At 44.9% G+C, this 25,127-nt stretch carries 30 protein-coding genes; 26 read left to right on the forward strand and 4 right to left on the reverse strand.

Annotation, left to right across the window (positions count from 1 at the left end; genetic code table 11):
• Positions 1-4: 4 nt before the first annotated feature.
• The 16 genes from glyA to murA all read left to right on the forward strand — a co-directional run bounded on the left by glyA (position 5) and on the right by murA (position 13,865).
• A complete protein-coding gene (gene glyA / locus D4N35_RS04530) occupies positions 5-1,267 on the forward strand; it encodes a serine hydroxymethyltransferase (protein ID WP_120070665.1) in 1,263 nt (420 codons plus the stop codon).
• A 673-nt stretch (positions 1,268-1,940) separates the two neighbouring features.
• Positions 1,941-2,570, forward strand: a complete 630-nt coding sequence (gene upp / locus D4N35_RS04535) for a uracil phosphoribosyltransferase (RefSeq protein WP_120070668.1) — start codon at positions 1,941-1,943, stop codon at positions 2,568-2,570.
• A gap of 35 nt (positions 2,571-2,605) precedes the next feature.
• Positions 2,606-3,757, forward strand: a complete 1,152-nt coding sequence (wecB, locus tag D4N35_RS04540) for a non-hydrolyzing UDP-N-acetylglucosamine 2-epimerase (protein WP_120070671.1) — start codon at positions 2,606-2,608, stop codon at positions 3,755-3,757.
• 302 nt (positions 3,758-4,059) lie between these two features.
• Entirely contained in the window at positions 4,060-4,275 is a 216-nt protein-coding gene (locus D4N35_RS04545; RefSeq protein ID WP_120070673.1) for an AtpZ/AtpI family protein, read from the forward strand.
• A 6-nt stretch (positions 4,276-4,281) separates the two neighbouring features.
• Positions 4,282-4,674 (forward strand): ATP synthase subunit I, encoded by a 393-nt coding sequence (locus tag D4N35_RS04550; RefSeq protein WP_120070676.1) that lies wholly within the window; start codon positions 4,282-4,284, stop codon positions 4,672-4,674.
• Between the two features lie 7 nt (positions 4,675-4,681).
• Positions 4,682-5,395, forward strand: a complete 714-nt coding sequence (gene atpB / locus D4N35_RS04555) for a F0F1 ATP synthase subunit A (RefSeq protein WP_120070680.1) — start codon at positions 4,682-4,684, stop codon at positions 5,393-5,395.
• Between the two features lie 75 nt (positions 5,396-5,470).
• Positions 5,471-5,683 (forward strand): F0F1 ATP synthase subunit C, encoded by a 213-nt coding sequence (atpE, locus tag D4N35_RS04560; RefSeq protein ID WP_018708433.1) that lies wholly within the window; start codon positions 5,471-5,473, stop codon positions 5,681-5,683.
• Positions 5,684-5,835: 152 nt separating this feature from the next.
• Entirely contained in the window at positions 5,836-6,363 is a 528-nt protein-coding gene (gene atpF / locus D4N35_RS04565) for a F0F1 ATP synthase subunit B (RefSeq protein WP_120070683.1), read from the forward strand.
• Complete coding sequence (locus tag D4N35_RS04570) at positions 6,360-6,896, forward strand: F0F1 ATP synthase subunit delta (protein ID WP_120070686.1); 537 nt, start codon at positions 6,360-6,362, stop codon at positions 6,894-6,896. The genes atpF and D4N35_RS04570 overlap by 4 nt, the downstream gene beginning before the upstream one ends.
• A 30-nt stretch (positions 6,897-6,926) precedes the next feature.
• The gene (atpA, locus tag D4N35_RS04575; RefSeq protein ID WP_120070690.1) at positions 6,927-8,438 is read left to right on the forward strand and encodes a F0F1 ATP synthase subunit alpha; all 1,512 of its coding nucleotides are present in this window, start codon (positions 6,927-6,929) and stop codon (positions 8,436-8,438) included.
• A 92-nt stretch (positions 8,439-8,530) separates the two neighbouring features.
• Positions 8,531-9,388 carry a F0F1 ATP synthase subunit gamma gene (locus tag D4N35_RS04580; RefSeq protein ID WP_120070692.1) on the forward strand — a complete coding sequence of 286 codons (858 nt, stop codon included), beginning with the start codon at positions 8,531-8,533 and terminating at the stop codon, positions 9,386-9,388.
• A 46-nt stretch (positions 9,389-9,434) separates the two neighbouring features.
• A complete protein-coding gene (gene atpD, locus D4N35_RS04585) occupies positions 9,435-10,856 on the forward strand; it encodes a F0F1 ATP synthase subunit beta (RefSeq protein WP_120070695.1) in 1,422 nt (473 codons plus the stop codon).
• Positions 10,857-10,878: 22 nt separating this feature from the next.
• On the forward strand, positions 10,879-11,280 hold the full coding sequence (locus tag D4N35_RS04590; RefSeq protein WP_120070698.1) for a F0F1 ATP synthase subunit epsilon: 402 nt from the start codon (positions 10,879-10,881) through the stop codon (positions 11,278-11,280).
• Positions 11,281-11,368: 88 nt separating this feature from the next.
• Positions 11,369-11,614, forward strand: a complete 246-nt coding sequence (locus tag D4N35_RS04595; RefSeq protein ID WP_120070700.1) for a DUF1146 family protein — start codon at positions 11,369-11,371, stop codon at positions 11,612-11,614.
• A 169-nt stretch (positions 11,615-11,783) separates the two neighbouring features.
• Complete coding sequence (locus tag D4N35_RS04600) at positions 11,784-12,521, forward strand: YwmB family TATA-box binding protein (RefSeq protein WP_120070703.1); 738 nt, start codon at positions 11,784-11,786, stop codon at positions 12,519-12,521.
• Between the two features lie 33 nt (positions 12,522-12,554).
• On the forward strand, positions 12,555-13,865 hold the full coding sequence (gene murA, locus D4N35_RS04605) for a UDP-N-acetylglucosamine 1-carboxyvinyltransferase (RefSeq protein WP_120070706.1): 1,311 nt from the start codon (positions 12,555-12,557) through the stop codon (positions 13,863-13,865).
• A gap of 134 nt (positions 13,866-13,999) precedes the next feature.
• On the opposite strand, the gene D4N35_RS18045 is transcribed toward murA, so the two are convergent.
• A complete protein-coding gene (locus tag D4N35_RS18045; RefSeq protein WP_164876254.1) occupies positions 14,000-14,152 on the reverse strand; it encodes a hypothetical protein in 153 nt (50 codons plus the stop codon).
• 173 nt (positions 14,153-14,325) lie between these two features.
• Between D4N35_RS18045 and spoIID the strand changes: the two genes are divergently transcribed.
• The 9 genes from spoIID to D4N35_RS04650 all read left to right on the forward strand — a co-directional run bounded on the left by spoIID (position 14,326) and on the right by D4N35_RS04650 (position 21,985).
• The gene (gene spoIID, locus D4N35_RS04610) at positions 14,326-15,345 is read left to right on the forward strand and encodes a stage II sporulation protein D (RefSeq protein ID WP_120070709.1); all 1,020 of its coding nucleotides are present in this window, start codon (positions 14,326-14,328) and stop codon (positions 15,343-15,345) included.
• A gap of 176 nt (positions 15,346-15,521) precedes the next feature.
• A complete protein-coding gene (gene spoIIQ, locus D4N35_RS04615; RefSeq protein WP_235870287.1) occupies positions 15,522-16,409 on the forward strand; it encodes a stage II sporulation protein SpoIIQ in 888 nt (295 codons plus the stop codon).
• 622 nt (positions 16,410-17,031) lie between these two features.
• Positions 17,032-17,292 (forward strand): sporulation transcriptional regulator SpoIIID, encoded by a 261-nt coding sequence (spoIIID, locus tag D4N35_RS04620; RefSeq protein WP_018706548.1) that lies wholly within the window; start codon positions 17,032-17,034, stop codon positions 17,290-17,292.
• A 462-nt stretch (positions 17,293-17,754) separates the two neighbouring features.
• On the forward strand, positions 17,755-18,756 hold the full coding sequence (locus tag D4N35_RS04625) for a rod shape-determining protein (RefSeq protein ID WP_120070711.1): 1,002 nt from the start codon (positions 17,755-17,757) through the stop codon (positions 18,754-18,756).
• 15 nt (positions 18,757-18,771) lie between these two features.
• The gene (locus tag D4N35_RS04630; protein WP_120070714.1) at positions 18,772-19,548 is read left to right on the forward strand and encodes a flagellar hook-basal body protein; all 777 of its coding nucleotides are present in this window, start codon (positions 18,772-18,774) and stop codon (positions 19,546-19,548) included.
• Between the two features lie 14 nt (positions 19,549-19,562).
• Positions 19,563-20,393 carry a flagellar hook-basal body protein gene (locus tag D4N35_RS04635; protein ID WP_120070717.1) on the forward strand — a complete coding sequence of 277 codons (831 nt, stop codon included), beginning with the start codon at positions 19,563-19,565 and terminating at the stop codon, positions 20,391-20,393.
• 41 nt (positions 20,394-20,434) lie between these two features.
• Positions 20,435-20,713, forward strand: coding sequence for a DNA-directed RNA polymerase subunit beta (locus tag D4N35_RS04640; protein WP_120070719.1), 279 nt, complete (start codon positions 20,435-20,437; stop codon positions 20,711-20,713).
• 432 nt (positions 20,714-21,145) lie between these two features.
• Positions 21,146-21,571: a 3-hydroxyacyl-ACP dehydratase FabZ gene (fabZ, locus tag D4N35_RS04645; RefSeq protein WP_120070722.1), complete on the forward strand. Its 426-nt coding sequence runs from the start codon at positions 21,146-21,148 to the stop codon at positions 21,569-21,571.
• Positions 21,572-21,736: 165 nt separating this feature from the next.
• Positions 21,737-21,985 carry a hypothetical protein gene (locus D4N35_RS04650; protein ID WP_120070724.1) on the forward strand — a complete coding sequence of 83 codons (249 nt, stop codon included), beginning with the start codon at positions 21,737-21,739 and terminating at the stop codon, positions 21,983-21,985.
• A 24-nt stretch (positions 21,986-22,009) separates the two neighbouring features.
• On the opposite strand, the gene D4N35_RS04655 is transcribed toward D4N35_RS04650, so the two are convergent.
• Positions 22,010-22,438: a YwpF family protein gene (locus D4N35_RS04655; RefSeq protein WP_164876284.1), complete on the reverse strand. Its 429-nt coding sequence runs from the start codon at positions 22,436-22,438 to the stop codon at positions 22,010-22,012.
• A 284-nt stretch (positions 22,439-22,722) separates the two neighbouring features.
• On the opposite strand from D4N35_RS04655, the gene D4N35_RS04660 reads away from it, so the two are divergent.
• Complete coding sequence (locus D4N35_RS04660; protein WP_120070736.1) at positions 22,723-23,085, forward strand: single-stranded DNA-binding protein; 363 nt, start codon at positions 22,723-22,725, stop codon at positions 23,083-23,085.
• A 67-nt stretch (positions 23,086-23,152) separates the two neighbouring features.
• Here D4N35_RS04660 and D4N35_RS18050 read toward each other — a convergent pair whose 3' ends face one another.
• Both D4N35_RS18050 and D4N35_RS04665 read right to left on the reverse strand, forming a co-directional pair.
• Positions 23,153-23,308, reverse strand: a complete 156-nt coding sequence (locus tag D4N35_RS18050; RefSeq protein ID WP_164876285.1) for a hypothetical protein — start codon at positions 23,306-23,308, stop codon at positions 23,153-23,155.
• 189 nt (positions 23,309-23,497) lie between these two features.
• Positions 23,498-25,009: an alkaline phosphatase gene (locus D4N35_RS04665; RefSeq protein ID WP_120070740.1), complete on the reverse strand. Its 1,512-nt coding sequence runs from the start codon at positions 25,007-25,009 to the stop codon at positions 23,498-23,500.
• Between the last annotated feature and the right edge of the window lie 118 nt (positions 25,010-25,127).

Consider the following 25,127-nt stretch of genomic DNA (forward strand, 5'->3'; position numbering starts at 1 on the left):
CAATATGAGCAAACTGAGTGAAAATAGTGCTTTAAGTGCTATTGCACAAGAAGATCCGCAAGTTTATGAAGCCATTCAAAAGGAATTGAAAAGGCAGCGGACGAAAATTGAATTGATCGCATCCGAAAACTTTGTCAGCGAAGCGGTAATGGAAGCGCAAGGATCGGTGTTGACAAATAAATATGCTGAAGGCTATCCCGGCCGCCGTTATTATGGAGGCTGTGAGTATGTCGATATTGCCGAGGACTTGGCACGCGACCGTGCAAAACAGATCTTTGGTGCTGAGCATGCAAACGTACAGCCGCATTCCGGAGCTCAAGCAAACATGGCCGTTTATTTTACTATTCTTGAGCATGGGGATACTGTGCTGGGCATGAACTTGTCACACGGCGGGCACCTTACCCACGGCAGCCCGGTCAACTTCAGCGGGGTACAATATAATTTTGTCGAATACGGTGTTGATAAAGAAAGCCACCGCATCAATTACGAAGATGTACGCCAAAAAGCGCTTGAACATAAGCCGAAGCTGATTGTTGCGGGTGCAAGTGCTTATCCAAGAGTCATTGATTTTGAGAAATTCCGTGAAATTGCCGACGAAGTCGGGGCTTATTTTATGGTGGATATGGCTCATATTGCCGGCCTTGTGGCGGCAGGACTCCATCCTAATCCGGTTCCATATGCCGATTTTGTTACAACAACTACTCACAAAACATTGCGCGGTCCACGCGGGGGAATGATCCTTTGCAAAGAAAAGTTTGCGAAATCAATCGATAAGTCCGTTTTCCCTGGAATACAGGGAGGCCCGCTCATGCACGTCATTGCCGCAAAAGCCGTTGCATTTGGTGAAGTTTTGCGTGCTGATTTCAAAGATTACGCAAAGCTCATTATCGAAAATGCAAACAGGCTTGCCGAAAGCCTTAAAGAAGAAGGCGTGAACCTCGTTTCCGGCGGAACGGACAACCACTTGCTTCTATTGGATGTGCGTTCTTTGGGATTGACCGGAAAAGATGCGGAAAAAGTTCTTGATGATGTAGGGATCACTGTCAATAAAAACACGATTCCATACGATCCTGAAGGGCCGTTTGTAACAAGCGGCATCCGTATAGGAACAGCGGCTGTTACATCACGCGGATTCGGAATGAAAGAAATGGATGAAATCGCCTCCTTGATCGCTTTTGTCCTGAAAAATAACGGCGGTGAAGAGAAATTGGAAGAGGCACGCAAGAAGGTTGAAGCCATCACATCCCGTTTCCCTCTCTATGAATAATTCTTTTATGAACAGTCTGTCTATCAAAGGCAGGCTGTTCTTGTGGTTGTCGAATAAACAGGCGGTCTCCGCTTTTTGTTTTCGTCCAGCTCCAGACGGCAGGGGCTCGAGGTCGCTTCAGTCAAGCCAATGAAGTCAAAAGACGACTTCACTGGCTTGACCTCCGACGGACAGGATGTCCTAGTGCAAGCGAAGCGACAGGATGTCGCGTCCTAAGCCTGCCAGCGCTTGTCGCCGATAAACAGGCGGTCTCCGCATTTCTATGTCCAGCTCCAGCGCCTATCGACTAGCAGACTTCGCGCCTCCTTCTACGATAAGTCAACATCGGCTCGTTCCTCGCCGTGTTGTCTGGCTGCGAGTGCCATCGGCTCGAGGTCATAAGCCAATCGCTGCTGAAGGCAAACTACGCCTTCTTCAGCGCTCGTCTTATGCTTGTCGCCGATAAGCAGGCACTCTCCGCCTTTCCTTATCCTTTATCTCGTCGAAGGCACTCCAGTCTGTACGTCGATGGGCAAGGCGCTTTCGCTTTTCTAGTTGCCGAAAGATTTTCTTTTATGTAAAATGGGCAGGGATATAACGACCAGAGCGAGGGTGAATTGGTTCTGCCTGCCGTCTGAATCACTTCAAAGCTCCCGTCTTGATCGTAAATAAAAGAACAAAGGAGAGAGCACGCATGGGCAAAGTTCATATAATCGACCATCCTCTCATTCAGCACAAAATTACATACATCCGAGATAAAAATACAGGGACAAAGGAATTCCGCGAGCTTGTTGACGAAGTCGCAACGTTGATGGCTTTTGAAATTACCAGAGATATGCCCCTGAAAGAGATTGAAGTGGAAACGCCGGTGAGCAAGGCTACTTCGAAAGTGCTGGCCGGGAAAAAGATAGGCATTGTTCCGATCCTCAGAGCCGGAATCGGCATGGTGGACGGTATATTAAAATTAATTCCTGCTGCAAAGGTAGGGCATGTCGGTCTTTACCGTGACCCGGAAACTTTGCTGCCGGTTGAGTATTATCTAAAACTCCCAAGCGATATACAAGACAGATTTTTCATTATTGTCGACCCCATGCTTGCGACTGGCGGAACTGCCGTAGAAGCCATTCATTCCTTGAAAAAGCGCGGAGCCAAACAGATGAAGCTCATGTGCCTGATCGCCGCTCCCGAGGGAATTAAAGCCATCCAGGACGCCCATCCGGATGTGGATATTTATGTTGCGGGCGTGGATGAAAGGCTGAACGAAAAAGGATATATTGTACCAGGGTTAGGCGATGCCGGGGATCGTTTATTTGGAACAAAGTAATTCTGAGAATATAAAGAAAGAAGAGGGATCCCCAAATGAGTAAGCGAATCAAAGTACTATCTGTTTTCGGGACGAGGCCGGAGGCCATAAAGATGGCCCCGCTTGTGAAGGAACTGAAAAATAGGAACGATGAGTTTGAGCCGTTCGTGGCTGTAACAGCCCAGCATCGGCAAATGCTTGATCAGGTACTTGAAATTTTTAATATCGAGCCGGATTTTGATTTGAATATCATGAAAGACCGGCAAACCCTGACTGATGTCACAACGCGCAGCCTTGAGGGGCTGGATGGGGTCATGAAAGACCTGAAGCCGGATATTGTTCTCGTTCACGGTGATACGACGACCACATTTTCCGCAAGCCTGGCCGCTTTTTACAACCAATCTGCTGTAGGCCACGTTGAGGCAGGCTTGAGGACATGGAATAAATATTCTCCTTTTCCTGAAGAGATGAATCGGCAGCTGACAGGGGTCATTGCGGATCTGCATTTTTCTCCTACTGAAAAAGCAGCCCGGAATCTGATCAATGAAGATAAAAAGGAAGAGAATATCTTTATCACCGGAAATACGGCTATCGATGCCCTTAAGACTACAGTAAAAAAGGAGTATGGGCACGCGGTGCTCGATAAGCTTGGGAACGACCGGCTGATCCTTCTCACCGCCCACCGCAGGGAGAATCTTGGCCAGCCAATGCGAAACATGTTCAGGGCCATTAAACGGATTGTAAATGAACAGCCGGATATCCAGGTCATTTATCCCGTTCATTTAAACCCGGTGGTCCGAAACATTGCTGATGAAGAGCTGGGCAATGACCAGCGCATACATCTGATCGAACCCCTTGGTGTCATTGATTTTCATAACTTTGCCAACCGGGCCCACTTGATACTCACCGATTCAGGGGGGGTTCAGGAGGAAGCGCCGTCTCTTGGAGTTCCGGTACTTGTTCTCCGCGATACGACAGAGCGCCCTGAAGGGATCGAAGCGGGGACACTGAAGCTTGCCGGGACCGATGAAGAAACGATTTACCGCCTGGCAGCTGAATTGCTCACTGATTCCGAAGAATATAATAAAATGGCCCATGCCATCAACCCGTACGGTGATGGGGAAGCTTCAAAACGGATAGCGGATGCCATTTTATATTATTTTAAAATGAAAGATGAACGTCCTGAACCTTTTCGGCCCGTTGATTGAACAGGAGGGAAAATTTCCTCCTGTTTTTGGTGATACTGCATGTATAATAAGCCGTGGAAGAAAAAGGTCGAAAAACCACATGTTAGATGAAATTTGATGAATTTGTGACAAACTGAAAAACGTGTTTAGTTTGTTTCTAATTTCACATGAAACCCGTTGACTTTGACATAACCCTATTGTATGCTAACAAAGGGTATGAAGAGGAGAGTTTATTCACTTTCTTTCAACCAAAAAGCGTTCGGAAATTGTTGAAAAAACACGGAATTTGCAGCCTGACTAAAAAATGCGAAAGATGATGCATATTGAGTAGGAAAAATCGTCATCCGCTTTACGGGATGGCCCTTTATTCTGCCATTTTGGCACAATTGACAGGCTCTATTCTTGCTGGGATTTTTATTGGAAGATGGCTGGATGAAAAAGCCGGGCTTGAGCCGCTTTTCATGATCATCGGCCTTCTTGCGGGCTTGGCGGCCGGAGTCTTTGCGGTTATTTTAACAATCCGGCAATCGGGGGATTAGAAAGACATGGATGATCTCCAACTGTTATTTTATAGATACAAGAAGTACATACTATACTTGTTGGCAATTTTTGTATTGGGCTGGGGCTTCTCCCATTACCAATCTATTTTTATGGGGTTGATTCTTGGAACTTCCATCAGCTTTTTCAATCTGTGGATGATGGTCCGCAGAATGGACAAGTTTGGGGAAGCCGTGCTTGCTGGGCGCAAAATGCGTTCATTGGGGACGCTATCCAGGATGGCGGCTGCGATTTTGGCAGTATTCATCGCCGTTCAATATCCGGAAACCTTCAATCTCATGAGTGTAATTATAGGATTAATGACATCTTATCTTGTCATAGTCATAGATGCTTTAATCTCCATCCTTTTTAGAAAAGACAAGCAGCGGGAAGAGAGGTGAGTTCTAAATGGATCATGGAGCACCAGTTAAAGAAATATTTGGATTGTATTTCAATCTCGGAAACGTATTGATGATTACTGTAGCATCGCTTATCGTGTTTATCATAGCGGTGATCAGTACACGGACTTTGGCAATGAAACCGACAGGTATGCAGAATTTTATGGAGTGGGTATTCGATTTCGTCAGAAATATCGTTAAAAGCAATATGGACTGGAAAACAGGCGGACACTTCCACGTACTCGGCGTAACTTTGATATTTTATATATTTGTGTCCAACATGCTTGGTTTGCCATTTTCGGTATCTATCAATGATGAATTATGGTGGAAGTCACCGACAGCCGATCCGGTTATCACACTTACATTGGCAACAATGGTAGTGGCATTATCGCATTACTATGGAATTAAGCAAAAAGGTTTTGGCGAATATCTTCGCGGCTATGTCAGCCCAATGTGGTTCTTATTCCCGCTCAAAATTATTGAAGAATTTGCCAATACGTTGACGTTGGGTCTTCGTCTTTACGGAAACATCTTTGCAGGGGAGATTTTGCTTGGCCTGTTGGCCGGAGGGCTTGCAGCCATCGGAGCAGTCGGCTGGATTGCAGCAGCTATTCCTACGCTTGCATGGATGGGATTCTCCGTATTTATCGGAGCGATTCAGGCATTTATTTTTACTATGTTGACAATGGTTTATTTGGCCCACAAAGTCAATGAAGACCATTAATATATAATTGTTCATCAAATTGGACAATGACTTTTAACCAAAATACTTTTCATATATTTAAGGAGGAAATTTATAATGGGAATGTTAGCAGCAGCAATTGCAATCGGATTGGCAGCTCTTGGAGCAGGTATCGGTAACGGATTGATCGTTTCCCGCACAGTAGAAGGGATTGCACGTCAACCGGAAGCACGTGGTATGCTACAAACTACAATGTTCATCGGGGTAGCGTTGGTAGAGGCTATTCCTATCATCGCAGTTGTTATCGCGTTTATGGTTCAAGGCAGATAACATTTATTGAATAATCAGAACAAGTTTGAAAATGGCGAAGAAAAATATTGCTTCGCCATTTTTTAAGAAATCAAGTAGTTTATTGACATGCCACCGGCTGAGGGCCGGTTGATTCAAAACCGATACGAAAGTCCGAAAGGAGTGGAGCGAGCTTGTTAACGAGCAGCTTTGTATTAGGAGCGGAAATTGCCGGTGTACGTTTTAATGGCGGCGACATCATTTTCCAGCTTGTAATGTTTATTATACTAATGGCGCTGTTGAAGAAATTTGCCTGGGGACCTTTGATGGGCATTATGAAACAGCGTGAAGAGCATATAGCAGGTGAAATCGAAGCGGCTGAAAAGAGCCGTACAGAAGCAAATAATTTGCTTGAAGAGCAAAAAGCTCTGTTGAAAGAAGCGCGTCAAGAAGCGCAAAACATGATTGAAAACTCCAAGAAACATGGCGAAAACCAACGCCAGGAAATTATGGAAGCCGCTCGCCGGGAAGCGGAGCGTTTAAAAGAAACTGCACGCTTGGAAATCGAGCAGGAAAAAGAAAATGCTGTTGCAGCTTTGCGTGAGCAAGTAGCATCATTATCCGTAATGATCGCGTCGAAAGTGATTGAAAAAGAATTGACGGCTGAAGACCAAGAAAAGCTGATCAATGAATATATCGAAAGAGCAGGCGAGGATCGATGAGTAATCCTGTCGTTGCTGAACGCTACGCTTTGGCTCTTTATCAGGTAGGAAAAGAACAGAACATGTCTGATAAGATTGACGAAGAGCTAAGGACGATTAAAAAGGTCCTTGTTCAAAATCCAGGCTTTATCAATCTTTTGCAATCTCCGAAGCTTTCTTTGGAAGACAAAAGAAATCTGATTGCAAAGTCTTTTCCAAACGTATCTGTGCCTGTTATTAATACTCTCATGTTATTGGCAGATCGGCACAGAGAAAACATCATGGTTGAAGTGGCTGAATCCTATATCAACCGTCTGAATGAAGAACGGGGTATTGCCGAAGCGACTGTCTATTCAGTCAGGGCTTTGACTGCGGATGAATCCAAAGCCGTCTCTGCTGTGTTTGCCCCAAAGGTAGGCAAGCAAACATTAAATATCGAAAATATTGTTGATCCAAACATGCTCGGCGGTGTCAAAGTGCGCATCGGAAACAGGATCTTTGACGGAAGCCTTCGTGGAAAACTTGACCGGCTTGGACGCAAACTGACTAGTTAAGAAAGATTTGAATAATGTGGGGTGAAATGCATGAGCATCAATGCTGAAGAAATCAGTGCGCTGATAAAACAGCAAATTGAAAATTATCAAGCTGAATTAGAAGTAAATGATGTTGGAACAGTTATACAAGTAGGGGACGGTATTGCCCGTGCATACGGACTGGACAACGTCATGGCCGGAGAACTTGTCGAGTTCTCTAACGGTGTTATGGGAATGGCGCAAAACCTCGAGGAAAGCAACGTCGGTATCGTTATCCTTGGACCATATACAGAAATTCGTGAAGGCGATGAAGTTCGCCGTACAGGGCGCATCATGGAGGTTCCTGTCGGTGAAGAGCTTATCGGCCGTGTAGTCAATCCACTGGGACAGCCTGTCGATGGAATGGGACCGATCAATACTGCAAAAACCCGTCCAATTGAAAGCCCGGCACCTGGCGTAATGGATCGTAAATCAGTTCATGAGCCACTGCAAACCGGCATCAAGGCGATCGACGCTCTTGTTCCAATCGGGCGCGGTCAGCGTGAATTGATTATCGGTGACAGACAAACAGGTAAAACAACTGTTGCCATCGACACGATTTTGAATCAACGCGAAGAAAACATGGTCTGTGTATATGTCGCAATCGGACAGAAGGAATCTACTGTAAGGAATGCAGTGGAGACGCTTCGCAAGCATGGGGCAATGGATTATACAATCGTAGTTACAGCTTCAGCTTCCCAGCCTGCACCACTGTTATTCTTGGCTCCATATGCCGGGGTAACAATGGGTGAAGAGTTCATGTATAACGGCAAGCACGTTCTTGTTGTTTACGACGACCTTTCCAAACAGGCAGCTGCATATCGTGAACTTTCCTTGCTTCTCCGCCGCCCGCCGGGACGTGAAGCATATCCGGGGGATGTTTTCTATTTGCACTCCCGCTTATTGGAACGTGCAGCGAAACTCAGTGATGCAAAAGGCGCTGGATCGTTGACAGCATTACCGTTCGTTGAGACCCAGGCAGGAGACATCTCTGCTTATATTCCTACGAACGTTATTTCCATCACAGATGGGCAGATTTTCTTGCAATCCGATTTATTCTTCTCTGGTGTACGCCCGGCGATCAACCCAGGTCTTTCTGTATCCCGTGTTGGTGGATCCGCTCAAATTAAAGCAATGAAAAAAGTTGCAGGAACGCTCCGTCTGGACCTTGCTGCTTTCCGTGAACTTGAATCATTTGCTCAATTCGGATCCGACCTGGACAAGGCCACACAGGCAAAACTTGCCCGCGGCCAACGCACAGTTGAAGTGTTAAAACAGGATCTGAATAAACCGATCAGAGTCGAAAAGCAAGTAGCGATTCTTTATGCTTTGACCCGCGGGTTCTTGGATGACATCCCTGTTCAGGATATCCAAAGATTTGAAGAAGAATTATATTCATGGCTTGACCATAACCGTGCAGAATTGCTTGAATCAATCCGCTCTACTGGAAATCTCCCGGCAGACGAAGATATGGCGGATGCATTGAATACATTCAAGAAAACATTTGCCAAAAGCGATTCTTAATCTTGATGACGGCTGAAGGTGCCAAGCTCTAATAGCCCCTGGCGCCTTTTCGAAAGAATACGACTACTTCAAATACAGGGTGGTGAGAACCAGTGGCATCATTGCGTGATATCCAAAACCGCATCAATTCGACGAAAAAAACAAGTCAGATTACGAAAGCGATGCAAATGGTATCGGCGGCAAAGTTGAATCGTGCAGAAACAAACGCCAAGTCATTTGTTCCATATATGGAAAAGATCCAGGAAGTGGCTGCGAGCATAGCTTTGGGAAGCCAAGATGCAACCCATCCAATGCTTGTATCACGTCCGGTAAAAAAAACAGGATACCTTGTGATCACAGCTGACCGCGGGCTTGCGGGACCATATAACAGCAGTATTTTACGGACTGTTAACGCCAAAATCCAGGAACGCCATAAAAGCAAAGACGAATATGCGATCATTGCTATCGGAAAAATGGGACGCGACTTTTTCGTAAAAAGAAATATGAATGTCGTGCTGGAAATTACGGGCCTTTCTGATCAGCCTTCATTCGTTGATATCATGGACATCACTCGAAATACAGTCGGAATGTTTTCCGACGGTACATTCGATGAACTATATATGTACTACAATCACTTCGTAAGTGCCATGACACAGGAAGTGACAGAAAAAAAAGTATTGCCTTTGACAGATTTGGGCACAACGACCAAACTCATGTCATATGAATATGAGCCTTCTGCTGAAGCCATTCTCGACGTTTTGCTTCCACAATATGCTGAAAGCTTGATATATGGGGCTCTGCTTGACGGAAAAGCAAGTGAGCACGCTGCAAGGATGACAGCGATGAAGAGTGCGACAGATAATGCATCTGAACTCATTGACAGCCTGACATTATCCTATAACCGGGCTCGCCAGGCAGCGATTACCCAAGAAATCACTGAAATTGTCGGCGGTGCGGCCGCATTGGAATAAACCAAATTGACACTATTAATATTGATCCCAGGTAGGAGGGAAAAAAATGAGCAAAGGACAGGTATTGCAAGTAATGGGACCGGTTGTCGACGTTAAGTTCCCAGACGGCCATCTCCCTGAGATTTATAATGCGCTGAAAGTAACGTACAATGCTCAATCAGAAACAGAAGTGAATATCGACCTAACATTGGAAGTTGCCCTTCATCTTGGCGATGATACCGTTCGTACGATTGCCATGGCATCCACTGACGGTGTTCAAAGGGGCATGGAAGTTGTTGATACGGGAGCTCCAATTTCTGTTCCGGTCGGTGACATCACCTTAGGACGCGTCTTCAACGTATTGGGTGAAAATATTGACTTGGACGAACCAATTGACACAGATGCAAGACGTGACTCCATCCACCGTTCAGCACCTAAGTTTGACCAGCTTTCTACGGAAGTCGAAATCCTTGAAACGGGAATAAAAGTTGTTGACCTGCTTGCACCATATATCAAAGGTGGAAAAATCGGCCTCTTCGGCGGTGCAGGTGTAGGTAAAACCGTATTGATTCAGGAATTGATCAACAACATCGCGCAAGAGCACGGCGGTATTTCCGTATTCGCCGGCGTTGGAGAGCGTACGCGTGAAGGAAATGACCTTTACTACGAGATGAAAGACTCTGGCGTTATTGATAAAACAGCAATGGTATTCGGACAGATGAACGAACCGCCTGGTGCACGTATGCGCGTTGCCTTGACAGGTTTGACAATGGCTGAATATTTCCGTGATGAACAAGGGCAGGACGTTCTTTTCTTTATTGACAACATTTTCCGTTTTACACAAGCAGGTTCAGAGGTTTCCGCCCTTCTTGGCCGTATGCCTTCTGCCGTTGGCTATCAGCCGACACTTGCTACGGAAATGGGTCAACTACAGGAAAGAATCACATCTACAAACGTCGGCTCAGTAACATCCATCCAGGCAATTTATGTACCTGCGGATGACTACACTGACCCTGCTCCGGCAACAACGTTTGCTCACTTGGATGCAACGACAAACCTTGAGCGTAAGCTTTCTGAAATGGGTATATACCCTGCGGTTGACCCGCTTGCTTCCACATCGCGTGCGCTTTCCCCTGAAATCGTTGGAGAAGAGCACTATGAAGTAGCGCGTCAAGTACAGCAAACACTTCAAAGATATAGAGAACTTCAGGATATCATTGCGATTCTTGGTATGGATGAACTTTCAGATGAAGACAAACTGACTGTTCACCGTGCACGCCGTATCCAGTTCTTCTTGTCTCAAAACTTCCACGTAGCTGAGCAATTTACAGGACAGCCTGGATCTTATGTGCCTGTACAGGAAACTGTACGTGGATTCAAAGAAATCCTCGAAGGCAAATATGACCATCTTCCTGAGGATGCTTTCCGTCTTGTTGGTCCAATTGAAGATGCGGTCAAAAAAGCTGAGGAAATGGGCGTAGAAGCATAAACAGGGACGAGGAGGCGATCAAATGAACACTTTGAAAGTAAGTATTGTCACTCCAGACGGCCCAGTCTATAATTCAGAAGTTGAAATGGTCAGCACTAAGGCTGAAACAGGCGAGCTGGGAATACTTCCAGGGCATATTCCATTGGTTGCTCCCTTGCAAATCGGTGCAGTCCGATTAAAGAATGGAAGCAAAACAGAATATGTTGCAGTAACCGGCGGATTTTTGGAAGTTCGTCCTGAGGAAGTCACCATTCTTGCACAGGCTGCTGAAAGAGCGGAGAACATTGATTTTGCGCGTGCTCAAGCAGCCAAGGCTCGTGCAGAACAGCTTCTGCAAAGTAATCGGGATGACATAGATTTCAAAAGAGCGGAGCTCGCATTGAAACGTGCGATGAACCGGATTGATGTGTCACAGCACGGATAAGAAATATAACACCTTCTGGTCTTGCACGATCGGAAGGTGTTATTTATGAAAAAGTTTGGACGCTGCGCTCTGACAAGGAGGTTTTCCAATGATCGACGGGATGGAGATTGGCCAGCAGGCTCTCATTAGCATCATGTCGCACTTAATATTTATCGGTTTGACCTTTTGGGCTCTCCAGGCAATGCATTTTGATAAGCTTTTTAGTGCCGGCCGAGTTTTCCAGGCAAGGGTTCTGTATATCATTTTAACGATTGCAATCGGCTCTTCCGTCAGCAACTTCTTTCTTGACTATCTGCATTGGTCGCGTCAACTTCAATATTTATTCAAATTATAGGCCTTTTGGCACGTTTTCAAATGAGAGCTTTTTGTTTATGATTTGAGTTGTGAGTGCATTGAAAAAGAAATTTGTCGAAAAAACAAAAATAATTTGTCTACAAATGCAGTCCTTCTTATAGTATGTCCTCCCCTTCAGTGGAAACACTTAAGGTAAAGGGGAGAGTAAAATGAAAGAATACTGCAGGAAACATTTTATTTCATTCATGTTTTTGACTTGTTTAATTGCTGTTTTTATTGGGAATAACACAAGTGTTGCAGGAAAAAGTGAACCGGATATCGAGAAGTTGGCACAAGCTGTTCAAAAACAACACGGTACCGTCATTGAATGGTCTCTACATACAAGAGAACTGGCTCAACAACCATCACAGGATTGGTCTGTCACAAGGCTGAAAAAAACTTTTCCTGAGTGGAACTGGTCTTTGTCCCATACAGATGGAAATGAAACGGTGGCAGGAGTAAAACGCCACGGGAATATAGAAGAAATCATTAAAGCTGTGACAGCCGATAACACGGACAACTCGGTTTCATACGTAGCTTATGAAATTAAAGGTTCAAAGTGGAATAAAGGCATGTTAAAAAGGGCAGAAAAGCTGTTCCATTCAAGAACTGAATTGATTTTTAAGCGAAAGCCTGTTGTTTTCTCTTGTATCAAAGGCATATTCAATGACCATGAAGGCCTTGAGCAATCACTTGTAAATGGACTTTTGACATCTCTTCAGGCGAAGGAGAAAGAGGCACTCAGAGAAGAGGATTTTTTGTCCATCTCAGCGTATTCCTCTCTTTTTTCACAATCTCTCTCTCTTCCCGGTGAGGAAATGAACCTGCAGATTGGTCTGCGCAAAAACGATGCAGGACATGGTACATACTTCACGGTAGGCACACCCATCCTGACAAATGAATACTAATATAAAAGAAAATAGACGCGGAGGGGAATACTCTTGGAAAAGATCATCGTCCGCGGCGGAAAAAGGCTCAGCGGCACAGTCAAGGTTGAAGGTGCAAAAAATGCTGTTTTGCCTGTTATCGCTGCATCATTATTGGCAAGCGAAGGAAAAAGCGTCATTCGCGAAGTACCAACTCTCTCCGATGTATACACGATTGGTGAAGTGTTGCGTCACTTAAATACGGAAGTAAAGTTTGAAAATAAAACGGTGTATGTGAATGCTTCAAAAGATCTCCATATTGAAGCTCCGTTTGAATATGTTCGGAAAATGAGAGCATCAGTGCTTGTGATGGGCCCTTTACTGGCGAGGCAGGGCAAAGCCCGCGTGGCTCTTCCGGGCGGATGCGCAATCGGTTCCCGTCCGATCGATTTGCATTTAAAAGGTTTTGAAGCGATGGGAGCGAAAGTATCTGTAGGAAATGGATACATTGAGGCCGCAGCCGAACAATTGACTGGTGCTAAGATCTACTTGGATTTTCCGAGTGTCGGCGCTACACAAAATATTATGATGGCAGCGGTACTGGCCAAAGGAACAACAGTCATTGAAAACTGCGCGAAAGAACCGGAAATTGCGGATCTTGCAGCTTATTTGAATAAAATGGGCGCTGATGTAAGAGGTGCAGGCACTGAAACGATTATTATCGAGGGTGTCGAGCGGCTGTACGGTGCCGACCATACGATTATGCCGGACAGAATTGAAGCCGGGAGCTTTATGGTTGCGGCGGCCATAACCGGAGGGGACGTGCTTATTGAAGGTGCAATCGCCGACCATATGGCTTCTGTGATTGCCAAGCTTGAAGAAATGAATGTGAAGATTATTGAGGAAGAAAATGGTCTTCGCGTCATTGGCCCTGAAAAACTGAAGCCGGTTGATATTAAAACAATGCCGCATCCCGGATTTCCAACAGATATGCAATCACAAATGATGGCCCTGCTGCTTTGTGCAGAAGGAACAAGCGTCATTACAGAAACGGTATTTGAAAACCGTTTTATGCATGTAGAAGAATTCCGCAGAATGAACAGCGATATTAAAATCGAAGGCCGTTCAGTTATTATCCAAGGGCCGTGCAAGCTTCAGGGAGCTGAGGTTGCTGCAACAGATTTGCGTGCAGCGGCAGCATTAATCATCGCAGGGTTAAGGGCAGAAGGATATACCCGGGTAACCGAGCTTAAGCACTTGGACCGCGGTTATCTCGATTTCCATAAAAAGCTGCAAAGCCTTGGGGCAGATGTTGAACGGATCACGGATATCTCCGGAGAAATGAACCAAGAAGAAATAAATATTGTAACTGACATCAATGCATGATACGATAAACCCGCGAAAGCGGGTTTTTCTATTAAGCTAAAGAAAGCATAAGATTTTTTAGCTTTAAAATTTTGAATAAAGCCTTTTGTTGTCTAGCTCCAGCGCCTATCGACTAGCAGACTTCGCACCTCCTCCTACGATAAGTCAACATCGGCTCGTTCCTCGCCGTGTTGTCCGGCTGCGAGTGCCATCGGCTCGAGGTCATAAGCCAATCGCTGCTGAAGGCAAACTACGCCTTCTTCAGCGCTCGTCTTATGCTTGTCGCCGATAAGCAGGCACTCTCGCACTTCCTTATCCTTTATCTCGTCGGAGGCACTCCAGTCTGTACGTCGATGGGCAAGGCGCTTACTCTTTTCTTATTTCCCGATCTTAGAAAGCATAAATGCTTGTCCTTCTGAATAAATTGGACCGAGGTGATTGTTTTTTTGTCACCTTAATTTTTATATTGGAGGCATCAGGCATGAAGCAATTAAAACCGCTGCTTTTTACGTCCGCTATCTTAATCGTTGTTTCTTTTCTCGTTCCATCCCTCCTCGTCCTGCCTTTTTCTAAAGAGGAACCCACTGTTGAACTTGATGAACAATCGGCCGAGTTGCCGCCAAAGGAAACGGCTCAGCCTTCTGCTGAGGTTGCGGTTTACCGCACTGCCGCCAAAACGGTGGAAAAACTTCCGTTGGAAGAATACGTGGCCGGTGTGGTTGCATCGGAAATGCCGGCTGAATTTGAAGAGGAAGCACTGAAAGCACAGGCGCTTACTGCAAGAACATATATCGTCAACCAGCTGCTCAATCCTGAAAACGCGCAGATCCCTGAAAATGCAAACGTAACCGATACGGTCAACCATCAAGTGTTTAAAAATAAGGAAGAATTGAAGCGTCAATGGGATAAAGACTTCGATTGGAAGATGAAAAAAATAAAAGATGCCGTAAAGGCGACAGAAGGAAAAGTACTTACTTATAATAACAAACCAATTTCCGCGTCCTTTTTCTCCACGAGCAATGGCTATACGGAGAACGCGGAGGATTATTGGAATAACCCTGTTCCCTATTTGAAAAGTGTGGAAAGCCCATGGGACAGCCAATCACCCAAATTCAGTGACCAAAAAGTCATCAGTGTAAAAGAATTTCAGCAAAGGCTTAATGTCAACATTGAAAAGTCTGGCGATATCGGAACGGTCACAGCCCGAACGCCGGGAAAAAAGGTGGCTGCTGTGACGATCGGCGGAAAGAGTTTTACAGGCAGGGAAATCCGTGAAAAGCTCGATCTTAAATCGACAGATTTCAATTGGGAAAGGAAAGGAAATTCCATCATCATTAAAACCAAAGGATTCGGCCATGGTGTCGGAATGAGTCAGTATGGCGCGAATGGAATGGCTAAAGAAGGTCGAAAATACGATGATATTGTCAGTCATTATTATCAGGGTGTAACGATATCAAATGTAAGCCAGTTTTTTGATAAAAGGATGGCTTCGACCCAATAATGAAAAGCCGGCAGCCCCAAAGGGGAATGCCGGTTTTTTAAAAATGAGGGAATATGCAGGGAAAATCCATTTTTCTGTATAAAAAACACATAATATCAGAAAATAAGAAGTGTTTTTCTCATTTTCAAGTATATTATTCTGTCTTTCTGTTCACAATGATGGCAGAGGTGATGAAAATGAGAGAGGAAGAAAAGAAGCGATCTTCTCTAAAAAACTTTTTTAGAAAGCGGTGGGTTTTTCCGGCAATCTATCTTGCCAGTGCTGCATTGCTCATTTCCACGATATTCTGGTACCAGACCGCCGGCAAAAATACGGCTGATAAGCCTAATTTGACGGAGGAAAGCAAAGAGCTGACCGGAATGAACGATGATACAGTCGTAGAGGTCAATCAGTCCCTGGAAAATGTCTCTGTTCCTGTAAAGAATGAAGAAAAAGTGGAATACATTACACAATTTTTTGACGCCGATGCGGCAGCGGAAGAGCAGGAAGCAGCACTCATTGTAGATGGAAATAAATATCGCCCTAACATGGGGGTCGATATTGCCATGAAGGACGGCTCGGAGTTTGAAGTAATAGCTTCCCTCAGCGGGAAGGTGACTGCAGCCCGGAATGATTCCCTGCTTGGAAATGTGATTGAAGTCGAACATGAAAATGGTGTGAAGACGATCTATCAATCAGTCAAAGACATGCAGGTGAAATCCGGCGATACTGTCAAGCAGGGGCAGAAGCTTGCCACGTCAGGAACAAGCCAATTTAATAAGGAAGCCAAAAACCATCTGCATTTTGAAATTCGGAAAGACAACACGGCACTCAATCCGCTCGACTTTTTCGGGCAGCCATTCACCGCTTTTGAAAAAGTAGACAATGAAACAGCTGACACGGACAAGCAGGAAGATGCATCCGGTGAAACGGAACAAAATCCTGCAGCAGGGGAGTCCAATCAGCAAGAGACTGAAGTTGAGAAAGATGTCCAATCCGAAGAGACTGATGCAGAGAAAGATAATCAGTCCCAAGAGACTGATACAGATGAAGATGGTCAGTCATCCCAAATGACAGATGAATAATTGATATCGAGACAGGCGAATTTTTTCTGGCCTGTCTTTTTATTTGTTTGGGAAACGATATGATGAGGGATCCATGGTTACCTGCCCGAGTTCTCGGGTTTACTGCTTCTTCGGGAAGGAATCACTCGCTTTCCTGCCGGAGTTCTCGGGTTTTCCCATTCTTCCGGAGGAAAACTATCGGATTCGAAAATGGATTTACTGATAGCTGCTTATTCGAGAAACATTCTCCGTTTGCCAATATAATTTTAGCTTCAGGCGCCTTCCGCTTTTCTTATTTTCAATGGCTATTCCAATATTTGTTTTTATCATAAAATTATTTGTCCACCGCCTTGTCCTTATTGTCTTTTTCGAGCATATATCATCATCTGGACAAATAAGATGATACCAACACGATAAAAACAGAGAGTGCTTGAGGTGAGTAATCGTTTAAATAGAGCCTACATTGAATTCAATATTTGTTTATTTCCCGTACTAGGAGCTTGATTTGCAAAAGATGATTTCCTATCCGTACAGTATGCTGTGGAACAGATGGGAGGTTCCAATAAAGCAGACCCAGCATGTATATACAAAAGACGAGTCTCATTTCACACTCCTCACATCCAATTCAGGGAGGGCGAGTGGTGTGCACGATTACATCAAAGAGCGAACGATCAAGATTGGAAAGTATATCGTGGAGACGAGAAAAACGGTTCGCATGATTGCGAAAGAGTTTGGCGTATCCAAAAGTACTGTCCATAAAGATTTGACAGAAAGGCTGCCGGAATTGAACCCGGAGCTTGCCAACCAGGTGAAAGGCATTTTGGAATATCATAAATCAATCAGGCATCTCAGGGGGGGAGAAGCGACCAAACAAAAGTACAAAAAAGCTGAGCTTCAAAAATAGTTTTATGCTGAGGAAGGCAGTAAATCGCGGGCCTTCTTCTTTGATTTTTTTCGAAAAAAAAGCCAATGAAGGTAAAAGAACGCCTTCACGGCTTTTTCTCCGACGCACAAGAAGTGCTAGTGCAAGCGAGGCGACAGGATGTCGCGTTCTAAGCCTGCCATCGCTTGTCGCCCCTAAACGGCCACCCTCTGCTTTTCCTTGTCCAGCTGCGACGCCTAGCCCCTCGAGGTCATAAGCCAAACGCTGCTGAAGGCAAAGTACGCCTTCGCAAGCGTTCGTCTTATGCTTATCGGGGCTGAGCAAGGCGTCTCCGCTTTTCTATATGTCAAAAAACCTAATATTTTGTCAATCCTTCATTCCTTTTTAGGTCCGGGGTATGATAATATATATAATTAGGGATATGTGTGTTCATCGGAAATGTACATAATGAAGTTTTTAATATATGAAGGTAGGGATCGAAAAATGTTGGCAAAAGATATCGGCATTGACTTGGGAACGGCTAATGTTCTGATTCATGTAAAGGGGCAGGGAATCGTCTTGAATGAGCCATCGGTTGTGGCTATAGATAAGAATACGAATAAAGTCCTTGCGGTCGGCGAGGAGGCAAGACGCATGGTTGGAAGGACGCCGGGAAATATTGTAGCCATTCGCCCTTTGAGGGATGGGGTCATTGCCGATTTTGATGTTACGGAATCAATGTTGAAGCATTTTATCAATAAATTGAATGTGAAGGGATTTTTATCAAAGCCCCGCATTCTTATTTGCTGCCCGACGAACATTACAAGCGTGGAACAGAAAGCGATCAAGGAAGCGGCGGAAAAAAGCGGAGGAAAGAAAATTTACCTTGAGGAAGAACCTAAAGTTGCCGCAATCGGTGCAGGAATGGATATTTTTCAGCCGAGCGGAAACATGGTTATCGATATCGGCGGAGGCACTACGGATGTGGCTGTGCTCTCGATGGGCGACATTGTGACGTCCGCTTCAATAAAAATGGCAGGCGACAATTTTGACAACGAGATCTTAAATTACGTTAAAAAAGAGTACAAGCTGTTAATCGGGGAAAGGACAGCAGAAAATATCAAAATCAATATTGGTACGGTTTTCCCTGGTGCCCGTGATGAGGAAATGGAAATACGCGGACGGGATTTGGTCAATGGACTTCCGCGCACGATCACTGTTAATTCAAAGGAAATAGAAGGGGCTTTAAAGGAATCGGTTGAAGTTATCGTTCAGGCTGCAAAAAATGTATTGGAAAAAACTCCGCCGGAGCTTTCCGCAGATATTATTGACAGAGGTGTCATTTTAACAGGCGGCGGAGCGCTTCTTCATGGAATTGACCAATTGCTTGCAGAGGAGCTGCGCGTACCGGTTTTAGTGGCTGATGAGCCAATGGATGCGGTTGCGATCGGGACAGGCATCATGCTGGAAAATATTGATAAGATCGACAGGCGCAGTATTGTTTAAACGGGGGCATGATCAATGTTAAGAGGCCTTTTTACAGCAGCATCAGGAATGTATGCTTCGCAGCGAAAGACGGAAATGTTAACGAATAATATGTCAAACGCCCAAACACCGGGATATAAAGCGGACCATTCACATGTCCGGGCCTTTCCGGAAATGCTTATTGAACGCTTCAATGCCGGAAAAAGCCGGACGAATCGGGTAGGAGGACTGCATACAGGCGTATATGTCCAGGAGATGATCCCGCGTTTTGTACAGGGCGATACCATTCAGACCGAGCGGTCTACCGATCTTGCACTATTGGATCGGGCGGATGGAACTGCTTTTTTCTCAGTGGAACAGAACGGCCAGGTGAAATATACACGGAACGGCAGATTTACAGTCGATCCGTCGGGCGTGTTAACAACGGAAAACGGCTGGCCTGTCCTTGATGTAAACGGTAATCAGATTCGGTTGGCCAGCGAGGAGTTCGAGGTGGATGAAGCGGGCAGGATTACAGAAAACGGTGCACAAGTAGCCCGTTTAGGAATCGTGCTGACAGATAATCCGGAGAATCTTGCCAAAGACGGTGACGGACTTTTTAGGACGGAAAATAACACTGCCCTTCCGTTTGCCCAAAATGCTGATTTTGCCGTTTCTCAAGGGTTTGTTGAAAAATCGAATGTTGATATTACACGCTCGATGACTGACATGATCACGGCTTACAGAACATTTGAGGCAAACCAGAAAGTCGTGCAGGCTTATGACCGCAGCCTGGACAAAGCAGTCAATGAAGTCGGAAGGGTCAACGGATAAGAGGGTGAAGAAGAGTGAATAGAACAATGATAACGGCCGTTAATACACTTGGACAATTACAAAAACAAGTTGATTTGATCGGCCATAATATGGCAAACGCTGAAACCGCAGGTTATAAGACAAGGGAAGCCTCCTTTGCTGATTTGATGGCTCAGCAAATCAACAACTATTCTTCCGCCGGGCTAGAAACCGGCAGACAGTCACCCCTGGGAATCCGCCAAAGCCCCGGCGCAAGGATTTCCCAAACAGCGATGCTTTCCAAGCAGGGTTCATTGAAAACAACCGGCCGCCCGCTTGATGTTGCTTTTACAAAAGAGAATCAATATTTAAAAGTAAGGGTCCAGGAAGGCGGCGTGCCCCAAATCCGTTTTACCCGGAATGGTGAACTCGATATTGTGAATGCCGGAGGCCAATGGATGCTCGCAACAAAGGACGGTCATCCGGTTTTAGATGAAAACAACCAAGTGATTACTTTTCCCGGAAAAGTTGAAGAGGTTCAAATGGTCCGGCCTGGTCTGTTGGAAGCAAGAATGGATAATGGCGGGAATATCGCATTCCAATTGGGCGTAATAGCTCTAAACAAGCCCCAGTACATGGAACAGAAGGGAAATACGCTTATAGGGCTGCCTGATGGTGCGGATAATAATGCAAATCAGATTTATGCTGATTTGAACGGGGCCCGAAGGCAGGAAATCTCCCTTCAGCAGGGTGTATTGGAAGCTTCCAATGTAGATATCGGAAAAGAGATGACGGACCTGATGTCTGCACAGCGGTCAATTCAGTTCCAGTCCAGATCCATCACTCTTGCAGACCAAATGATGGGTCTGATCAATGGAATACGTTAACTTTCTTCATTTATTCAAACGGCCAAAAGGAGTTTTTTTCTATGTCGGCTAAATTTATCAGCAAAGATCAATCTAAGACACGTGAGCAAATGGATAAAAAGCGAAACAAAGAAAAAAATATGGAAGAGCCTTTAAAAAAGGTCAAGGTCCGGCTCATCCCCATTTGGCTGAAGGTTTTGATTGTCATTTTTTTAACCGCGGTGTGTTTGATTGCAGGCGTCGTGACAGGATATGCTGTCATCGGTGATGGAAAACCGCAGGATGCTTTAAAAAAAGAAACATGGACTCATATTATCGACATTGTAAATAAGGAAAAGTAAAGGCTGTCTCAGCCTTTTTTTGTCTAGCTCCAGCGCCCAGCGACTAGCAAACTTCACACTCCTTTCCTCGAAAAAGCTTCGCTTTTTCTGCGTGGATGTTTATTCGAGGAAGTTGCTCAGAGCACTACGATAAGTCAACATCGGCTCCGACGGACAGGACGTCCTAGTGCAGGCGAAGCGACAGGACGTCGCTGCTTGAGCCTGCCTTCGTCGCCGTGTTGTCCGGCTGCGAGTGCCATCGGCTCGAGGTCATAAGCCAATCGCTGCTGAAGGCAAACTACGCCTTCTTCAGCGCTCGTCTTATGCTTGTCGCCGATAAGCAGGCACTCTCAGCCTTTCCTTATCCTTTATCTCATTGCGGAGTGCTCCAGTTTGTACGTCGCTAAACGGGCGCTTGCGCTTTTCTTACTATTTATTCTGGAGGAATGAATCATGATGGATATTCAGCAAATAAAAGAAATTATTCCGCACCGCTACCCGTTTTTACTCGTCGACCGGATCCTTGAAATTGAGGAAGGCAAACGGGCAGCCGGATTGAAAAATGTAACGGCAAATGAGGAATTTTTCAATGGGCATTTTCCGGATTATCCCGTCATGCCTGGTGTTTTAATTGTTGAGGCGCTTGCTCAAGTTGGTGCAGTGGCCATGCTTAAAAAAGAGGAAAATCGCGGAAAGCTTGCCTTTTTTACAGGAATTGATAAATGCCGCTTCAAGCGTCAGGTGAAACCAGGCGACCAGCTTCATTTGGAAGTGGAAATCATTCGGGTGAAAGGCCCAATCGGCAAAGGGAAAGGCACTGCTCGGGTCGGTGAAGAGATTGTCTGCGAAACTGAAATCATGTTTGCCATTGGGGAATAATGGATAAAGAACCAAGTAGGAGGGGATTCATGGAAAATCTTCGAAAAAAGATTGAAGAAATTTGGGGAATTTGGGAAAGCTAAAATCAGGCCAAACAGGCCCTGGTGTCTGAGCCGATCTTACCCACATGATGTGGGCCTAAAAATCTGAAAGGAGCTTACCAAAATGAATCCAAAGTTCGGAAAAATCATTGGGGCAGTCGCCCTCACATCGCTGCTTTTCGCGGGATGCGCAAATAATAACCAAGAGCCGCCTCCGCCAAATGACAATAACGGTGTCCAGGACAACAACGACGTCAACGATAACAACGATTTGAATAACGACAACAACCTGGACAACAATGACGGCGTTAATACGGATAACAATGATTTGGACAACAACAATAATCGCATGGATGAAGACGATAACAGATAAAAAGCGGGATTCCCCGCTTTTTATTTATTTCTTGGTAACAGGCTGCTTCATTCTCATTCTTGTCTTGAACTCCTTTAATAATGTTTCTCCGCTCAACCCTTCTTTTATCAGATCGTCCAACAGCAATTCCAAGTATTCGTTCCGGCGCTTGCTCAGTCGGCCCGTAAACAAAACGCTGATGTGGTCCTTCACCGGTCTGATGGAGTGAATTGAAACGGTAAATGGGGCTGGATCGTTGGCAGCATGGGTGATGATCACCCGAATTTCAAATGGCTCTCCTTTTTCATGAATAGACTCGAAATACGATTGAAACCGGTTATCGATATATGCCTCAATGATCCAGCTTCCTTCTTCATTCTCCTTATTGATGATCAAACCATCTGTAAGCGGTATGTTTTTTGCTTCCCGCTGATCATCGACTATTTGCAGGGCTACGATTTTAAAAGTCTTCAAATCGAGTCTCCTCCATATGTTCTTTTTTAAAGTATATCATTTTCTCATTTTCGCTTCATAGTTATAAAAGATCTCTTTATTCGACACGGTCCTTCAAAGTTTGATCTTTTTTAAAAACATCCAATATTCTTTTATAGGCAAAAAAATATAATGAAAATCGAAATTTGATTATAGGAATAGTTTATTTTTTAGGTGTATTTCTCGGGGAAAAATGATTTTTGAGCATTTTACATCCCAAAGGATCGCTTATAAAATATGGGTACCAAACAAAAAGGAGTGATCAATTGATAAATCAGGTAACATTGGTCGGGAGGCTGACAAAAGATCCGGAGCTTCGTTACACGGTGGAAGGAAAAGCGGTTTTGAATATTACACTTGCACTTAACCGCCATTACCGAAATGCCCAAGGTGAATTTGATGCAGACTTTGTGCTTTGCACCCTCTGGAACAAGATTGCTGAAAATACCGCCAAGTATTGCAGTAAAGGTTCCATTGTCGGAATCATGGGGAAAATTCAAACGAGAAATTACGAAGATCATGATGGAAAAAAGGTCTATGTTACCGAAGTTGTTGCTGATTCAGTGAAATTCATGGGAGGGCGAACAAAAGATGAAAGGCCTGCTGTTTCAAGCCAGCCTGCAGGCTAAGGAGGTGAACATTTGAGAAGAGCCGGTCAAGGTGATTCGCTGGAACTCCTTGTCAGTGACCTCATTTTCAAGCTTGGAAAAGCCAACCAGCAAATCCATACTCTTTCCCAACGGGTTCATCAACTTGAACTTCTCTTAAATCAACAGACACCCGAACAATCTTCAGCAAATCCTTATAACCTCCTAGAGAAACATTGATCCATCCATTTTCAGCCTCAATCATCCAATTTAATTGTATCCTCGTTTGGCCGCCCCCAAAATGGAAGACCAGCTGCGATTGGCTGGTCTTTTTTACTTGTCCAGCTTCAGGCGCCATCGGCGCAAGGATTAAGCCAAGCGCTGATGAAACAAACTACGCCTTCTTCAGCGCTTGTCTAGCTTTGCGCCCAAGGCTGCGCGCCTTGCGCTTTTCTTACGGCTTCGGAATCCAAAAGTCTTTCCCGTTATATACGGTAATCCCTTTTAAAGTCTCTTTTTTGCCATTCACTATCCTGATATTTCGGTTGGCTGGGTATTGGATGATTTTCCCGTTTTTTTCGGCTGTAAAAATGGCCTGTTTGTTTTTATCGGCTTTTATTTTTGTGTTATATCCCATTTGTACATAATAATCCCTGGCTGGGACAAACCTTTTTTTCGTAAGTTCGGAAAGCGGGGAAAGCCCAAGATGTTTAATGACATATTCAGGCAACTCCGTATTATTAATGAGGCCCTGAGGCTTATGCAGCACTCCCTTACCGCCATAGCTGTATAAAAAGACGTCTTCACCCGAATGGCCTCGGGTGGTAAAACCCAAGTGAGCACGTTCGGCCATCAATTGAACCATCGCTTTTTCAATGTCTTCCGCTTTTTTAATCCGTTCTATCTGAGATTGCGAGAGATCATCCAATCCGTAGCTTTCCAGGACATCTTTCATATTTGATTTGTTTCTTTTTAATTGGGATACAGCACCTGTCACGGTAAGCGAAGCTTTCTTCAAAGGTTCTGTAAAATGTCCCGGCGGTGTTTCGGGATACGATTGGTCCGTCTGTCTGTTACCCATTGTCAATCCGCTGTTTCCGTGGTCTGCGACGGCGATTAGAAGGGTATTTTGATCTTTTATTGCAAATTGCAATGCTTCTTTAACAGCTTCATCAAATGCCAGAACCTCACTGACCATTCCTACCGGGTCATTTTTGTGTCCGGCAAAATCAACTTTGCTCCCCTCGATAAAGAGAAAAAAACCATTAGGGTTTTGAGCAAGTGTCTGCAGCGCTTTTTTAGTCATTTCGGCAAGGGAAGGCTGTTCAGGATGAAGCTTTCTTCTGTCGAACTCATAGGCAATGTCCTCTTCGGAAAAAAAGCCGTGAAGCCGCAAACCGTTTGAATTCATCATTTCTGTTTTTGTCGAAATATGATCCGGAATAAATGCATATTTTTTTCCTCCGCCGAGCATGACATCGATATTTTGATGGGCCTGCTGAAAGCCGATTTCTTTCATTTGATGCCGGCTGTTAGTGTGCGCTGAAAAAGCGGCGGGTGTGGCATGCTGAATAGGAGCTGTGGCGATAATCCCCGTTGCAAGGCCTTTTTCTTTGGCGGCTTCTAAAACGTTTGCGACAGGCCGTCCTCTGTTTTCTTTAACGGGAACCATACCAATGAAATCCACGGTCGTTTTATGTCCGGTGGCCATGGCGGTTGCAGCTGCCGCTGAGTCGGTAATGGCTGAACGCAAGGAATAGGTACGGACTCCTCCTGTCAATATTTCATCCAATGCAAGCGGTTTGCCTTTATAATGCCTTGCCAATGTAATGACGTCCGAATTAGTTCCGTCCATTATCATAAAGATGACATTTTTCCGGCTGCCCTCGCTCAAAGAGGCTTCTGCGTTATAAGGCATAAAACTAAAAGAATATATTAAAACAGCAATGATCAGTCTTTTAAACATTATTTACCTCCAATTTATGCTGGATGGTCTTATTATTGGAAGGAAAAATGAATTTATTCGAGGGTGAAAGGAAAAGTGCAAGGCGCCTGGAGCCAGACATAACGTATATTTTCTCAAA

It is taken from the genome of Siminovitchia fortis (assembly GCF_003605365.2).
In the GTDB taxonomy this organism is placed as follows: domain Bacteria; phylum Bacillota; class Bacilli; order Bacillales; family Bacillaceae_C; genus Siminovitchia; species Siminovitchia fortis.

Excerpts from the sequence above, each read along its gene's own strand:
- D4N35_RS04630 (WP_120070714.1), top strand. The coding sequence starts at position 18,772 with ATGTTAAGAGGCCTTTTTACAGCAGCATCAGGAATGTATGCTTCGCAG.
- spoIID (WP_120070709.1), top strand. The coding sequence starts at position 14,326 with ATGAAGCAATTAAAACCGCTGCTTTTTACGTCCGCTATCTTAATCGTT.
- D4N35_RS04550 (WP_120070676.1), top strand. The coding sequence starts at position 4,282 with ATGGATGATCTCCAACTGTTATTTTATAGATACAAGAAGTACATACTA.
- D4N35_RS04625 (WP_120070711.1), top strand. The coding sequence starts at position 17,755 with ATGTTGGCAAAAGATATCGGCATTGACTTGGGAACGGCTAATGTTCTG.
- D4N35_RS04570 (WP_120070686.1), top strand. The coding sequence starts at position 6,360 with ATGAGTAATCCTGTCGTTGCTGAACGCTACGCTTTGGCTCTTTATCAG.
- D4N35_RS18050 (WP_164876285.1), bottom strand. The coding sequence starts at position 23,308 with ATGATTGAGGCTGAAAATGGATGGATCAATGTTTCTCTAGGAGGTTAT.
- D4N35_RS04665 (WP_120070740.1), bottom strand. The coding sequence starts at position 25,009 with ATGTTTAAAAGACTGATCATTGCTGTTTTAATATATTCTTTTAGTTTT.
- atpE (WP_018708433.1), top strand. The coding sequence starts at position 5,471 with ATGGGAATGTTAGCAGCAGCAATTGCAATCGGATTGGCAGCTCTTGGA.
- upp (WP_120070668.1), top strand. The coding sequence starts at position 1,941 with ATGGGCAAAGTTCATATAATCGACCATCCTCTCATTCAGCACAAAATT.
- D4N35_RS04640 (WP_120070719.1), top strand. The coding sequence starts at position 20,435 with ATGTCGGCTAAATTTATCAGCAAAGATCAATCTAAGACACGTGAGCAA.
- D4N35_RS04600 (WP_120070703.1), top strand. The coding sequence starts at position 11,784 with ATGAAAGAATACTGCAGGAAACATTTTATTTCATTCATGTTTTTGACT.
- spoIIQ (WP_235870287.1), top strand. The coding sequence starts at position 15,522 with ATGAGAGAGGAAGAAAAGAAGCGATCTTCTCTAAAAAACTTTTTTAGA.
- atpB (WP_120070680.1), top strand. The coding sequence starts at position 4,682 with ATGGATCATGGAGCACCAGTTAAAGAAATATTTGGATTGTATTTCAAT.
- fabZ (WP_120070722.1), top strand. The coding sequence starts at position 21,146 with ATGATGGATATTCAGCAAATAAAAGAAATTATTCCGCACCGCTACCCG.
- atpD (WP_120070695.1), top strand. The coding sequence starts at position 9,435 with ATGAGCAAAGGACAGGTATTGCAAGTAATGGGACCGGTTGTCGACGTT.
- wecB (WP_120070671.1), top strand. The coding sequence starts at position 2,606 with ATGAGTAAGCGAATCAAAGTACTATCTGTTTTCGGGACGAGGCCGGAG.
- D4N35_RS04650 (WP_120070724.1), top strand. The coding sequence starts at position 21,737 with ATGAATCCAAAGTTCGGAAAAATCATTGGGGCAGTCGCCCTCACATCG.
- D4N35_RS04595 (WP_120070700.1), top strand. The coding sequence starts at position 11,369 with ATGATCGACGGGATGGAGATTGGCCAGCAGGCTCTCATTAGCATCATG.
- glyA (WP_120070665.1), top strand. The coding sequence starts at position 5 with ATGAGCAAACTGAGTGAAAATAGTGCTTTAAGTGCTATTGCACAAGAA.
- atpA (WP_120070690.1), top strand. The coding sequence starts at position 6,927 with ATGAGCATCAATGCTGAAGAAATCAGTGCGCTGATAAAACAGCAAATT.
- D4N35_RS04590 (WP_120070698.1), top strand. The coding sequence starts at position 10,879 with ATGAACACTTTGAAAGTAAGTATTGTCACTCCAGACGGCCCAGTCTAT.